This window comes from Pseudoalteromonas sp. US3C1004, assembly GCF_048401065.1.
GTDB classification, from domain to species: Bacteria; Pseudomonadota; Gammaproteobacteria; order Enterobacterales; family Alteromonadaceae; genus Pseudoalteromonas; species Pseudoalteromonas undina.
The window spans coordinates 536,180-550,793 of the sequence record NZ_CP183073.1 but is presented as its reverse complement, the minus strand read 5'-3'; the positions used below and the strand labels follow the sequence as shown (position 1 = coordinate 550,793).

The following is a 14,614-nucleotide window of genomic DNA, read 5'->3' as shown; positions in this document are numbered from 1 at the left end:
TATAAATCCTAATAGCGCTGTAAAATAGAGAGTATTTCACGAGTGTCGTGCACTAAGTGAATAATAGTGCGATCAACTTCAACTCGCACTGTGTCTCTTTCTCGGTCTATTACTCTAGCACGCTTATAAATGTCATGCCCAAGGATATCACCTTGATGATAAGATCTGTGCCACCCTGGTGGAGTCCACCCTTGACGAATTAACTGCTTGGCTTGTTTCTTAGAAAGCCATTTTTTATTATTGTATTGGTTATATTTTTGCTTTTTCCAGTGATGCTTGTTTGCGTGTTTATTCGCATGCTTGCCTGCATGTTTGTCTTTGTGTGGTACAGCAAATGCGTTTGTTGCCGTTAGCGCAAAAACCATTACTAAAATACTGATTAGTGATTTCATAGCGATTCTCCAGTGTGATCATTACTGAAGAGTATTAACGGCTAAGCCTGAACATTACATGAAATGAGAAAAATTAACGTTGCTTGTACTGTGTTTTACAATGACTGCGCATAATCGCGGGGTCGCGTAACTTTAGGTGTTTAGTTTTACGCCCAGCATGGCGCTTACGCCATACTTTAAATGACCCGCTAGAGATATGCTCCCGCATAAAATTAACTAATTGAGAGTAATTTAGCCCATACAGATTTTCAATGGCTTCAAATGGCGTTCTGTCTTCCCATGCCATTTCTATAATGCGTGATTGCTGTTCTTGGTTAAACATATTAATTCCAAATTTGGTTGATACGCAAGAGTTAAATTTAGCGATCATCACTTGCTTGTGATGTTAAAAATATAACCTCTTTTCATTTATTAACTTTAATTAAGTGTATGATTAATCTACACACTGAAACCGGAGCTAAAAGGATGTTTACAAAACTACCTAAGTGGGTCGAATATGGTGCGTTTACCCTCGCTTTTATTGCCGGTATGGTAAACGCAGTAGGTTTATTAGGGTTTGAACAGCAAGCAATTTCTCACGTTTCAGGGTCGGTGACTTCATTAGCTATTGAACTTACTACCAACATCAAGGCAGCGTTATTTTTAATTGCGATTGTACTGAGTTTTATATTTGGCTCGGCATTAACGGGCTTAATGCTTTCAGGCGGTTCACTTAAGCTAGGCCGCCATTACGATACGCTCTTATTTATTGAGGGTATTTTACTGCTGTTAAGCGCACAGCTACTTCAATATTCTTACCCTTACGCACTTACACTTGCTTCTGCGGCCTGCGGCTTACAAAATGCTTTAGCCACTAACTACAGCGGCGCAGTTGTGCGAACCACTCACTTAACCGGTATTTTTACCGATCTGGGTTTGATGTTTGGTAAAGCCCTAAAAGGAGAAGCTTTTGACAATAGAAAATGCTTGGTCTTTGTATTAATTATTGCCGGGTTTTTAGCCGGCGGAGTGGTAGGTGTATTACTATTTAAACATTACTCAGTGCTCACTTTAGTTTTTCCGGGCATTTTTTGTATTGTTTTATCGATTACTTATCGGGTTTATAGGTTGAGTGTGCTTTAACCAATTCACAAAATCCCCTACCCTAAACTTATCAAATTGCCGATGTGCTGGAATTTATGAAATATTACTATTTACCCCCGTTATTGTTATGCAGTCAGTTAGGTTTAATTAATAGTGCGTGTGCTGAAGATACCGCGCAATCAATTGAACGTATCACCACCACAGCATCGCGTAGTGAAGCGCTTTCCACGCCATTACCACTGGTGATCAGTGTATTAAGTGAATCACAGCTTGAGCTTATAGCTCCTACCCATGTAGAGGAAGCGCTACAACGCGTTGCAGGTGCCAATGTCCAACGTGGGAATGGCCAAGAGTATTTACCGGCTCTGCGCTCACAAGTACTTTCTGGAACGGGCGCTTGTGGTGGTGTTTTAACCGCAGAAGATGGCATAGCTCTTCGTGCAGCTGGTTTTTGTAATATCAATGAACTATTCGAAGCACATAGCGAAATGGCAGAGCGTATTGAAGTATTAAAAGGCCCAGGTTCTGCACTTTATGGTTCTAATGCAGTGCATGGTGTAATTAACGTTATTACCCCTGATACTACGCAAGGTGGTGGTTTACTAGGCTTTGATTATGGCTCTTATGGTTATGCTCGCTATAAATTACGTGCAGGCCATGCCATGGATAATTCAGGCCTAGGTATTAATGCTAGTTTTACTGATGATAGCGGTTATCGAGATGATGAAAGCGTAAAGCAACAAAAAATAAATGTGCGCCATCGCTATAATAATAACAACTTAAGCTTAGTTTCTGGGCTTACGTATACCAATTTAGATCAACAAACTGCTGGTTATATTAGCGGTTTTCAAAGCTATAAAGATGAAGATATAGCGCAGCAAAACTTTGATCCCGACGCCTTTAGAAAAGCTCGCTCGCTTAGAGCTTGGAGTAAAGCAAGCTGGCAATTAGGAGAGAACACTCTAGTTGTGACTCCTTATATTCGTGACCAAAGCATGGACTTTTTTAAACACTTTTTACCCGGCACACCACTTGAAAAAAATAGCCAAACTGGGTTTGGTCTACAATCGCTTTATCAGCATTATGTGAACGACAATACCAACTTAAAGCTTGGTTTTGATGGTGAGTTTACCCAAGCCGATTTTTTACAAACCCAAGATAACCCCACTCAAGGTTCTGCGTTTTTAGTAGCCACAGTGCCGCAAGGTAAACATTACGATTACCAAGTCGATGCCACCTTATATGCCCCATTTGCCGCTATTGAATGGCAGCTAAATAATTGGCTTATAACCGCAGGTCTACGTTATGAGCATATGCAATATGACTATCAAAACAATATGCTTACAGGGCGTACAAAAGAAGATGGCAGTAAATGTGGTTTTGGTGGCTGTCGTTATAGTCGCCCAGAGAGCACTAAAAACAGCTTTAGTAATCTTTCGCCAAAACTCGGGGTGAGCTATCAGCTTAATATTAACAATACACTATACGCTAACTTTTCAAGAGGCTATAGAGCCCCACAAGCAGCTGAGCTTTATCAATTACAACGCGAGCAAAGTACTGCCGACTTAGACGCAGAAATAGCAAATAATGCTGAGTTAGGTATTAAAGGGGTGTACAACAATACTCGATACGGTTTGTCGGCTTATGCGATGAGCAAGCACAATACCATCTACCGTGACAGTGACTTTTTTACTGTTAATGACGGCCAAACTCGACATCGCGGCATTGAGCTTGAGTTAGCGCATAGCTTTAATCAGCACTTATCGGTTAACTTCGCAGGCACTTATGCCAAGCATACGTACTCGAATGAGCAAATCATTGGCAGTATTAATATTAAAGGTAACGATATTGATACCGCACCTCGAAAGGTTGCTAATATCGATTTTAACTGGCAAGCCAACGAGAGTATTAGTCTTGCGCTACAATGGCACTATGTGAGTCGCTACTTTACCGACCCTGAAAACTTACATGAATATCAAGGTCACGATATTTTAAGCTTGCGCGGCCAATGGCAAATAAGCCCACAGCTATTACTGAGTGCGCGAATAATTAACCTAACCAACACGGCTTACGCACAGCGCGCAGATTACACTAGTTTTACTGGCGATCGTTACTTCCCAGGAAAACCGCGTAATGCCATGCTGTCTGTAAGTTACCAATGGTAAAACAAAAAATGCGCTATATAAGCTATATAGCGCATTCTTTTTATTCATTTATTTGCTTATCTAACGGCCAGTACAATTAGACCTGGCACCACAAAGAACGACCCTAACACATAGCCTAATGCAGCTGATTTATTCTTTGTACCAATTTCGGCTAGCTTTTCGGCTAACTTAAGCGGAATTTCACGTAGTACAGGAACTCCGTAAATTAGTGCAACCGCAAATACATTAAACATAACGTGTACTAAAGCAATCGTTAGCGCCACTTCAGCCATAGGCCCTGTAATTGATGTGGCGGCTAATAAAGCGGTAATGGTTGTACCAATATTAGCGCCTAGCGTAAATGGATAGATTTGACGTGTAGTAAACACACCACTTCCCGCAAGTGGGATCATTAAACTCGTAGTAGTTGATGACGACTGAACCATAACTGTTACCGCCGCACCTGATGTTATACCTGCGATAGGCCCGCGCCCAATTGCACCATGCAGTATATCTTTTGCAGTGCCAACCAATGCTTTTTTAAGTAGTTTACCTAATGTAGTTACGGCAAATAAAATCAAACAAATACCTGCTATAACCATCGCTGCACCTAGCATTTTTGTGTCTAGGAAGCTAAATGCATCTTTTATTCCACCCACAGCAGGTTTAACAAGTGGTTTAATAAAGTTGTAGCTCTTTAATGATAAGTCAGCATCACCAATAAATAGATGCGACAAAGCAGCTGACATTTTTTGCAGCAAACCAAACATTATCTCAAGCGGTAAAAATATAATAACGGCAAATAAATTAAAGAAATCATGAACCGTTGATGCTGCAAACGCACGTTGAAACTCTTCTTTAGAGCGAATATGACCAATAGACACTAAGGTGTTAGTAATAGTAGTACCAATATTTGCACCCATCACCATTGGAATAGCAATACTTAACGGTAAACCGCCAGCAACAAGGCCCACTATTACTGAGGTAACAGTTGATGACGATTGCACTAAAGCCGTTGCCAAAGCACCTAATAATAATGCAATAAACGGGTTGGTTGCGAATGCAAAAATTTCTTTCGCTCCCTCGGTACCGCCCGACGCTAATTTAAAACCACCACTGACAGTGCCAACGGCTACCAGGACTAAATAAACTAAAAAGGCGATAGCAGCCCAGTTAAGCGTTTTTATTAATAGCGTATTGCGCTTTGATTCACTCATGTTTAAATCTCAGTTTTTGTCTTACCGATTATGGCATTTTGATGACGTTTTTGTTTCAGAGCGCATTAGAACACCTAAATATTACAGAAATATTTCAATTCGATTAACGTGCTTGAGTGAGTAAAGAGATTAATACAAAGAAACAACTCGTGCGCACAGCGCTATTAAAAACAGATAGCAAAGTTACTTTATTATCAGCCACTTAAAAAAGTTACTTTTAACTTAGCATTTCACAGTGATTTACAAATGCCTACAAAACACATTAATAACGGCAATTAAATTATTAATTACCGTTATTGTAATGAGAAAAAACAATGAAGACTTTTAAAAAACTTAAGTAGTTTGGATTAAGAATACCCCCTAAAACCACATAAAAAATCACCATTAGAGGGAAATTCAATTGAGTTTAATTAACCTAAATTGTTTTTTACCTCGCTGTATTAACCAAAAACGTTGATGCAATGCCAAATTTAACTGACTATGATCAGCCGAAATTGTTTCACCATTAATTTTTACTGCGTTTGCAGCTATCAGTTCTCTTGCGGCACGCTTAGAGTTTGCTAAACCACTGAGAACCAATAGCGCGGAGGTGGTTATATTAATTTCAGTAAGGGTTATTACTGGTAAGCCGTCTTGTTCTAATTGTGCTAAATCATTTAAATTTAAGGTTTGTACTTGTCCATTAAATAACAACTCAGTGATACGCTGCGCACTTGCCAAGCCTTCTTCAGCATGAACAAAACGGGTTAATTGCTCAGCTAAAATGCGCTGTGCTTGAGGCTTTTGGTCGCTTATCTTATCGTTTGCTTCTATGGCCTCAATTTCTTTAACTGATAAAAAAGTATAAAAACGCAAAAAGTTATACACATCAGCATCTTCACAATTTAACCAAAACTGATAAAAACGATACGGTGAGGTTTTTTTGGGGTTGAGCCAAATAGCACCGCCCTCGGTTTTTCCAAATTTTGTACCGTCTGACTTGGTAATAAGTGGCAACGTTAAACCAAACACTGTTTGCTGGTTTAAACGGCGGGTTAAATCAATTCCACTGACGATATTACCCCACTGATCGTTACCGCCTATCTGCAAAGTACAATTTAGCTCACTATTGAGCTTAGCAAAGTCATACGACTGCAATAAGGAGTAACTAAATTCAGTAAACGACAAGCCTTGGTCTGGACGTTGCAAACGTTGTTTTACTGACTCGCGGTTGATCATGGTGTTAATTGAAAAGTGTTTACCTACATCACGAAAAAAGTCTAATACATCAATACTGCTAAACCAGTCAGCGTTATTTTTTATTTGCAGTGGCTGGTTTAAATGCGGACCAAGTACACTCTCAACTTGGTTTGCAAGCGCATCCACCCATTGCGACACCGTTTGTTTGGTATTTAGGCTACGCTCAGTGGCTTTAAAACTCGGGTCACCAATCAATCCTGTAGCCCCCCCAATTAATGCCACACCTTGATGCCCTGCATCCATAAAACGCTTTAGCATTATTAATGGTACTAAGTGACCTATATGTAAGCTACCTGCGGTAGGATCGAAGCCACAGTAAACCACCTGTGGGGTTTCAAGCTTCTGGGTTAATTGCTCAATATTACTCACTTGAGAGACTAAACCACGCTGCGTAATGTCATTAAGTAAATGTGCTGTCATCGTATTTCTCAAAATTATCTATAAGAAAAATACTAATTAAACTCAGCGATGGGCACTATATCCCTAAAGGGACATAATCGCGTTTTATTTTGTGTGCATTAAATGATTTAAAAACAATCGAAAAAATTCACTCAGTGAAGCAACGTTTAACTGCGAATATATACGTTTGCGATGGTTTTTAACTGTACCTAGGGCAATCCCAAGCTGAACAGCAATATCTGCGGAGTCGCAACCTTGCACAATTAAACAAGCCACTTGATGCTCTCGTTGAGTGAGTTGTTGGTTAGCAAATGATGTGAGGGCATTTTCTATAAGCTGCCCAGTAACTGAACTATTAAATTGATTTAATAGTAATTTTTGGCTACCCCAATGTTGGCTACACAGTGCTTTTATTAAATTAAAATGTGCTATTAATTGCTGCTTTTGCAACGCACTAAAGCGCTGGTTATTGGATAATAAACCAAGGTAAATAACAATCGAGCGACCGTTACCTATATTAGTACAAATACTTAGCTCATCAGTCCAGTCAGTGTGAGTATAAAACTGCTGTTGATATGCCTTAAAGGTCAGTTCATCTTGATAACGAGCTATATCAGCGAGCCGAAATACTCCTTCCTCAGCTTTACTAATCAGTTCAGTATAAAAAGGGTCGTTTACAAACGAGTTAGTAAGGTAGCGCTGAAATAAAAGTTCACGCTGTTTCTCGATAGAATCGAATAAATAAATGGGATGCTTATTTACTCTGCAAGCCAATACAACCGCACAATCAAACTCAACAATAAGGGCAATGTAATTAACCAGCTTTTGCGCAAAACTGGTCCCCTTTATAGCTTGTACACATTGCGCTAACGCATCTTGCTGAGTTAATTGCTGCTGCGAGTCCGACTGCATTATGATGCCATTTTACACTGAGTATCACTGATACAAGTTTGCTTGCTTAATACTGGCAAAATCATTAAAACGCACGCCGTGTTGGCGCATCACTTCAAGGATTTTTTTACTGATCATTTGTCGTAAATAAAACGGCTGATTCGGCACAAAATGATGAATAGTATGAGTATGCCCAAAGTTAAAGCAAAATAAATTAAATGGCATAAACAAACGGCTGGTGATGACGTGAGTTTGTTCAAGCATATTATTAACACCGCCGTAATAATGCATACTTGAAGTAACAAAATTAAGGGAGCTCGAACGTACAATATTAGGCACAATCAGCACCACCATTAGAAATTCAAACACATTCATTGCATCAAGCAGCAATACAGGTGAATTAGCAGCCAGTGGAGTGAACAAATTAACTAAGTGAAACACAATTACGCTATATAAAATGGCGAAATACGCAGTAGTAATGGGAAAACCTGCATTAAACACTTTAAAGAAGCTAAACCCATTAATTTCTTTACTAAAACGTTTTGCATTAATTAATAAACCGAGTAATCCATCAACAATTACCAAGGCACGTAAAAACGGATTTTTAATACCATTACCTACCAAACGCTCTTCTAAATCTTGCTCAGTACCCGACGTTTTGTGATGATGTAAATGCATCTTGCGACGGTACCATGGGCTTATGGTATTAGGACGCATCAGCCACACGGTTAACATCATAAAATTATGCAAAAATGGTTGGTTGCTAAAGTACTGTTTGTGGATTAAGTCATGCTCAAGCTCATGGGAAATTGAGGTAGCAATGGCCGCTAAAATAATGCATAGCCAAGCGGGAATAATAGCAAAATAATACAGCGTGCCAATTCCGATTAATGCACTCAAAGAAAGTAATAAAATAGCCATTCCTAAGGTATTTTGATGCATTAATAGCGGGTGTTTTTTACGCAGTAATGCTTCTTCAGCCTTAATCGCTTTTACAATGGCTTGAATATTCTGTTTTGCGGTTAGTTGAGTCATGATGTTTTATTCGCAACAAGAGGTTGAGGTATATAATACCCGAGTCAAAACACATTGCATAACTTAGCACACCCGTATCAATGAAAAATACGATTAAAGTCAGGCCTGTGTTTACTATCTAACCTTAGTTCTGGATAAGAAACCTATCTCAAGCAGAGCTTAAGGTTAGGTAAACCAAAACGTTTACAGGCCAAGTTTAGATCAAAACCTACTGCTTATAAAAGTAGCAATGTTGGACACATTTTTTGTAATTAAAATCCGGCAACTCAAATCTTAGGCATAAAAAAACCCCAACCAATTTGGTCGGGGCTATAATCTATATAGCTGAGTATATAATTCATCCTTGAAGCTGCATCCATCGTTCATCCATGAACTCACTTCGAGTCACTGCGAAACTGCGTTTCGGTTCACTCTCACCCAGTGGCCGGACTTTTACTTATAACAGCGGCACCTCACGTGCCGCTTAAGTCCGGCAACTCAAATTTAAGGCATAAAAAACCCCAACCAATTTGGTCGGGGCTATAAAAAAATGGTACTAAGTTGCCGGACTTTTACTTATAACAGCGGCACCTCACGTGCCGCTCGAGTCCGGCAACTCAAATCTTAGGCATAAAAAAACCCCTGCTAAATCTAGCAGGGGCTATAAAAAGTGGTACCAGCGGCCGGACTTGAACCGGCACGCCTTGCGGCAGGGGATTTTGAATCCCCCATGTATACCAATTTCATCACGCTGGCATCATTTTTCTTTAACCTTCTAAACACGAGAAGATAAAGAAAAACCACTTAAGAGTGAAAGATTATGTACCCTCTTCCATCTCATTGCCTAGCATTATACAAACAATGAGCAAAGCGGCAAGCGTTTTATGTCTTAAGCGTGATCGACCGCTTAACATTTAGGCAACCATTAACATTTGAACCAATAGCTGGTTAAGCACGTAGCGTAATAGGTAGTATTTAGCGGCTTATTTGCTAAACTATCGCGCACATTAACAGTGAGAGTATATTTATGTCGGCTGAGTTTCCACGAACAGGGTTTTGGCGTCGTTTTGCGTCATTGGTGTACGACACATTAGCTATTATCGCTTTTGCGATGCTAACGGTGGTATTGTATTTATTTGCTATCCAAGGACTTATTTCCCTTGATGTTATTGCCCTCAATGGCGCTGAAGATGTATCTGCACGTATTCAAGATTCACTATTACTTTCTGGTATTCGTAGCTCGCTGCTGGTGCTTGTTGGCTTGGTATTTTTTGGTTATTTTTGGACGAAAAGTGGGCAAACAATTGGTATGCGAGCATGGCGCTTAAAAGTACAAACCAACCAAGGAAGTTTAATTAGCTGGCCACAAGCTATTATCCGCAGTATCAGCGCATTCCTTGGTTTAGGAAATTTAGTGGTATTAGTCGACTTTAAAAATAAAAAAGCACTACAAGATTACTTATCAAAAACCGAAGTGGTTACGCTCACCAAAGAAGAAAATAAACGCGTGTATCGCGAACTAGATTAATACTTAATCTAGTGAATTGGTATAAGCTAAAGCATAAAAAACGCGGCACTTTTAAAAAAGGCCGCGTTTTTTATTTAAGCTTTAAGTCTAGCTACACCCGCTTATTCATCAAATAAGCTGCAAACCCAGTAAATAAAATGCTCGGTAGAACGGCGCCTACAATGGCTGGGATTTGATATACCATTACCACAGGGCCAAATATCTCATTAGTTAAGTGAAACACTATCCCCGTTACCACTCCCATGATAATTCGTGCCCCCATAGTTACGGTTCGCAGCGGACCAAATATAAACGATAAGGCAACCAACAACATCACAGCAATAGACACTGGCTGCATTAATTTACGCCATAGTGCTAAATCATAGGTACTTGTATCTTGCTCATTTTGCTGTAAATAAGCTAAATATGACCACAATCCTGAAAATGATAGTGACTCTGGTTTTACTGAAACCACGCCAAGTTTTTCACCGGTCAGCTGAGATGAGTAAAACTCTTCAGTAACTTGCTCCGTGGTAATTAGCTCTTCACTGATCAATACTTTGTTCACATCGCGCAGTAGCCAGCCATTATCACGCCCTACTGCTTCTTTTGCTTTAGTAATTTGTGTAAGTTGCAACGACTTATCAAAGTGGTACATATTTACGCCGCGCAGCATGCCATTTTGGTCAACATCTTCAATATTAATAAAGTTACTGCCATCTTTAGCCCACACGCCTTTTTGTGCATTAAATACATCCCCGCCATGAATAGCTTGGTTACGCATTTCTTTGGCGTGCAGCTGAGCAGCGGGCGCCCCCCACTCACCTAGCGCCATTACGCACAGCGCCATAAAAATTGCGGTTTTCATTACCGAGCCAATGATTTGTAAACGCGACATACCCGCGGCTTGCATTACTACCAACTCACTATTAGAAGCTAAAGCGCCTAACCCAGTTAAGCCACCAATAAGTGCTGCCATTGGGAAAAACACCACTAAATCGCCGGGCATACTATAAATGGTATATAGCAAGGCGGTCATAATATCGTAACTACCTCGGCCAACCGATTTAAGTTGCTCTATAAATTTTATTAAAGTACTGATCCCCACCAACACCATTAGTGCAAATCCAGTCGTTTGCATAATGCTACGACCTAAATACCAATCAAGCGTTTTCATCATATGTGTTGCTCCCGTTTAGTCACGACAGCCTTCAGCCAAACACCTAATGGGCGGCCTTTAATAATTAATAAACTACCTATAAATAATGCACTTAGATGAATCCACCATAGGCCAATAGAGGGCGGAATTTTCCCATCTTCTACCGCAAACTTAGCCGCGTTGAGTAAAATGAAATACCCTAAATATAAGCTCAAAGCGGGCACTAATTTAGCAAATTTACCTTGGCGTGGATTAACAACGCTCAGGGGTACTGCTAGTAAAGTTAATAATGGGATAGATAACGGAATAGCTAAACGCCATTGCCACTGTGCAATTGCTTCTGGAGTGTTAATAGACATTAACTCACGAGTTGGCACGGCTTCTAACTTACGACGTTGATGTTCTATTTCTTGCTCGCGAATTTGTACGCTGTAACCATCAAACTCAGTCAAGTTAAGTGAAGGCGCTTCGCCGTCAGTTTCATAGCGCTTACCATCAGTGAGCACTAACTGCTGCTCACCATTTTGCGCTTCAATAACAACGCCCTGCTCTGCATAAACTAAACGCGCTAGGTCACTTTTTTCACTATCGGGTAGTTGTGCCACAAAAACTTTGTTGAGCTCTTTGCCGCCATTTTCAATATTATGAATAAATACCACGGCTTTTTCGTTACCGGTTTGTTGAAAACGCCCAGCTCTAAGCGCCGATAATCCAGCATCCGCCTTTGCTTGCTCTTTTAATTGATATTCTTGCTCGCTAGCCCAAGGTGCAACATACAAGGTAAGTACCGCGGCGAGTAACGCTAAGATGACACTAGAAATAAGCGTAATGCGCACCACATACCACTCACTCACGCCACAAGCTTTAAGTACTGTCATTTCACTGTCAGCGTAAATACGGCTATAAGCTAAAATAATTCCTAAAAATAAACTCAGGGGTAAAATTAATGATGCTAGCTGTGGCAACTTAAGCGCAATCATTGCGAACACGAGTTTTGCTGGGATGCTCCCCTCTGAGGCATCACCAAGAATAACAACAAACTTTTGCGACAAAAATATGGTCATTAAAGTTAAAAATACGGCGACCTGCGATTTTAAAACCTCAGTGGTCAAATAACGGAAAATTAGCAACATTCGCCCCTGTTAAACATGGAATTTCAATATAATAATAAAAAACGATGAGTGAACTAGTTAATTCACTCATTTTAAATGAGTATTAAGCACATATTATAAGCCATCAATATTAATTATCCTACCTAACATCACGATATAATGTTGCATTAGTTACCCTTAAGCATATAAAGTTCAAATACACAGTAAGAGTCGAGTAAAATCTACTAATATTAGCGCTAGACCTAAAAATTTAGGTAAAAAGACTAGAAAACACATTTTTAGTCCCAATTTAGCTTCTATAGATGACTCAAAATCAGGAGTGACAATGGAATTCAACGTAAAAAGTGGTAGCCCAGAAAAACAACGCAGTGCGTGTATTGTTGTGGGTGTGTATGAACCACGCAGGTTATCCCCCATTGGTGAACAACTTGATAAAATTAGCGATGGTTATATCTCTAATTTATTACGCCGTGGCGACTTAGAAGGTAAGCCAGGACAAGTACTACTATTGCATCATGTGCCCAATATTTTAAGCGAACGTATTTTACTTGTTGGCTGCGGTAAAGAACGCGAACTTGACGATAAACAATATAAGCAAATTATTTCTAAAACTATCAACACGCTAAACGAAACGGGTTCAATGGAGGCCGTGTGCTTTTTAACTGAGCAACACGTTAAAGGCCGTGATACCTATTGGAAAGTGCGTCAAGCGGTAGAAACAACCCAAGACTGTTTATACACCTTCAATCAGCTAAAAAGTAAGAAAGTAGACCCACGTCGTCCACTGCGTAAAATGGTATTTAACGTTCCTACGCGCCGCGAACTGACTATAGGTGAAAGTGCCATTGAGCATGGCCTAGCGATTGCTGCTGGTAGCAAATTGTGCAAAGACGTTGCCAATATGCCGCCTAATATTTGTAATCCAGCGTATCTCGGCGAGCAAGCCAAAGAACTTGAGACTAATTTTGACAACATCACTGTTGAGCTGATTGGCGAAGATAAAATGGCAGAACTAGGTATGAACTCATACCTAGCAGTTGGTCGTGGTAGTGATAACGAATCGGTTATGTCGGTAATTAACTACAAAGGCGCAAGCGATGACCAAGCGCCTATCGTTCTCGTTGGTAAAGGCTTAACCTTTGACTCAGGCGGTATTTCATTAAAACCAGGCGAAGGCATGGATGAAATGAAATACGACATGGGGGGCGCAGCTGGTGTTATTGGCGCTATGCGCTCACTTGCACAAATGCAGCTACCTATAAACGTAATTGGTGTTTTAGCCGGCTGTGAAAACATGCCAAGCTCAAACGCCTATCGCCCAGGAGACATACTAACAACTATGTCTGGGCAAACGGTAGAAGTACTTAACACCGATGCCGAAGGCCGTTTAGTATTATGTGATGCGCTGACCTATGTTGAACGTTTTGAACCAGAAACCGTGATTGATGTTGCAACCTTAACCGGTGCATGTATTGTTGCTTTAGGTGCCCATGCTACGGGTTTATTAGCTAATCATAATCCACTGGCGCATGATTTATTAAAAGCGTCTGAGCAAAGTGGCGATCGTGCATGGCAACTGCCATTATGGGATGATTATCAAGATCAACTTGAAAGCCCGTTTGCCGACTTTACTAATTTAGGTGGGCGCGCTGCAGGTACTATTACCGCGGCCTGTTTCTTATCTAAATTTACTAAAAAGTATAACTGGGCTCATTTAGATATTGCCGGTACTGCATGGCGCAGCGGCGCTAAAAAAGGCGCAACAGGTCGTCCTGTTCCTATGCTGACTCAGTATTTATTAAACCGAGCTGGTATTAGCGAAGCAACTCACGACTAACAAACCAACACAGGGCTTCACAGCTCAATGTAGAGTATAAAATAAGGCGCTTTTAAAGCGCCTTATTTATTGGGTATTAATTGAAGCAAACCCCGTTATATGGCAAAATCCCCTTCTTAATTTGTGTGTATTTAATAACAGCACAATCAATGTCATGGGAAATCCCGATACAATGAACATGAATGCCCAGTTTTTCATTTTAAAGCAACAAGATGAGTCATTAGCTAAAGCCGATGATCACTTTGCTTTAGCAGCTCAAATAGCTGGGCAACAGTATCGGCTTGGTCAACGCGTATTTATTTTTGTAGATAGCGAAGAAACCGCCAACAGCATTGACGAAACTATTTGGACATTTGATGCCGACAGTTTTGTACCTCACAATTTACAAGGCGAAGGCCCAAAAGGCGGCGCACCTGTAGAAATAGGCACAACACCACCCGTTGGTAATCGTAAAGTATTAATTAACTTGGCCAATCACTTACCGGATTTTATTCGTCGGTTTAACCAAGTTTTTGATTTTGTACCCGTAGAGCCCGTAGCCAAACAAGCCGCTCGTGAGCGCTTTAAAAAACTACGCCAACTCGGTGCCAATATCACCACGCAAGATATTAATCGCTAAC

Annotated in this window: 13 protein-coding genes and 1 tRNA gene; 5 read left to right on the top strand and 9 right to left on the bottom strand. The window is 40.4% G+C overall.

The annotated features are described in order from the left end of the window. Positions 1-8: 8 nt before the first annotated feature. Positions 9-392, bottom strand: a complete 384-nt coding sequence (locus ACNSN3_RS02565) for a hypothetical protein (RefSeq protein WP_075170389.1) — start codon at positions 390-392, stop codon at positions 9-11. Between the two features lie 73 nt (positions 393-465). After that, a complete protein-coding gene (locus ACNSN3_RS02560) occupies positions 466-714 on the bottom strand; it encodes a TIGR03643 family protein (RefSeq protein WP_041708743.1) in 249 nt (82 codons plus the stop codon). Between the two features lie 143 nt (positions 715-857). Here ACNSN3_RS02560 and ACNSN3_RS02555 point away from each other — a divergent pair, with 143 nt between their 5' ends. Further along, positions 858-1,514 (top strand): YoaK family protein, encoded by a 657-nt coding sequence (locus tag ACNSN3_RS02555; protein ID WP_010390879.1) that lies wholly within the window; start codon positions 858-860, stop codon positions 1,512-1,514. 56 nt (positions 1,515-1,570) lie between these two features. Continuing rightward, positions 1,571-3,640, top strand: a complete 2,070-nt coding sequence (locus tag ACNSN3_RS02550) for a TonB-dependent receptor (RefSeq protein WP_418608505.1) — start codon at positions 1,571-1,573, stop codon at positions 3,638-3,640. A 56-nt stretch (positions 3,641-3,696) separates the two neighbouring features. Here the strand turns inward: ACNSN3_RS02550 and ACNSN3_RS02545 are convergent, their stop codons facing one another. The 5 genes from ACNSN3_RS02545 to ACNSN3_RS02525 all read right to left on the bottom strand — a co-directional run bounded on the left by ACNSN3_RS02545 (position 3,697) and on the right by ACNSN3_RS02525 (position 9,135). Continuing rightward, positions 3,697-4,836, bottom strand: a complete 1,140-nt coding sequence (locus ACNSN3_RS02545; protein ID WP_418608504.1) for a Na/Pi symporter — start codon at positions 4,834-4,836, stop codon at positions 3,697-3,699. A gap of 396 nt (positions 4,837-5,232) precedes the next feature. After that, positions 5,233-6,495, bottom strand: a complete 1,263-nt coding sequence (tyrS, locus tag ACNSN3_RS02540; RefSeq protein WP_418608503.1) for a tyrosine--tRNA ligase — start codon at positions 6,493-6,495, stop codon at positions 5,233-5,235. Between the two features lie 84 nt (positions 6,496-6,579). Next, on the bottom strand, positions 6,580-7,386 hold the full coding sequence (locus ACNSN3_RS02535) for a helix-turn-helix domain-containing protein (RefSeq protein ID WP_138622597.1): 807 nt from the start codon (positions 7,384-7,386) through the stop codon (positions 6,580-6,582). Between the two features lie 24 nt (positions 7,387-7,410). Continuing rightward, the gene (locus ACNSN3_RS02530; protein ID WP_055012847.1) at positions 7,411-8,400 is read right to left on the bottom strand and encodes a fatty acid desaturase; all 990 of its coding nucleotides are present in this window, start codon (positions 8,398-8,400) and stop codon (positions 7,411-7,413) included. Positions 8,401-9,050: 650 nt separating this feature from the next. Beyond that, positions 9,051-9,135 (bottom strand) — tRNA-Leu (locus tag ACNSN3_RS02525). A 271-nt stretch (positions 9,136-9,406) separates the two neighbouring features. On the opposite strand from ACNSN3_RS02525, the gene ACNSN3_RS02520 reads away from it, so the two are divergent. Beyond that, entirely contained in the window at positions 9,407-9,907 is a 501-nt protein-coding gene (locus ACNSN3_RS02520) for an RDD family protein (protein ID WP_418608502.1), read from the top strand. A 91-nt stretch (positions 9,908-9,998) separates the two neighbouring features. Here the strand turns inward: ACNSN3_RS02520 and lptG are convergent, their stop codons facing one another. Beyond that, on the bottom strand, positions 9,999-11,066 hold the full coding sequence (lptG, locus tag ACNSN3_RS02515; RefSeq protein ID WP_008466816.1) for an LPS export ABC transporter permease LptG: 1,068 nt from the start codon (positions 11,064-11,066) through the stop codon (positions 9,999-10,001). After that, positions 11,063-12,175 (bottom strand): LPS export ABC transporter permease LptF, encoded by a 1,113-nt coding sequence (gene lptF, locus ACNSN3_RS02510; RefSeq protein ID WP_418609034.1) that lies wholly within the window; start codon positions 12,173-12,175, stop codon positions 11,063-11,065. The genes lptG and lptF overlap by 4 nt, the downstream gene beginning before the upstream one ends. A gap of 307 nt (positions 12,176-12,482) precedes the next feature. Between lptF and pepA the strand changes: the two genes are divergently transcribed. Further along, positions 12,483-13,994 (top strand): leucyl aminopeptidase, encoded by a 1,512-nt coding sequence (gene pepA, locus ACNSN3_RS02505; protein ID WP_418608501.1) that lies wholly within the window; start codon positions 12,483-12,485, stop codon positions 13,992-13,994. A gap of 172 nt (positions 13,995-14,166) precedes the next feature. After that, on the top strand, positions 14,167-14,613 hold the full coding sequence (locus ACNSN3_RS02500; protein WP_013464165.1) for a DNA polymerase III subunit chi: 447 nt from the start codon (positions 14,167-14,169) through the stop codon (positions 14,611-14,613). Position 14,614 lies beyond the last annotated feature (1 nt).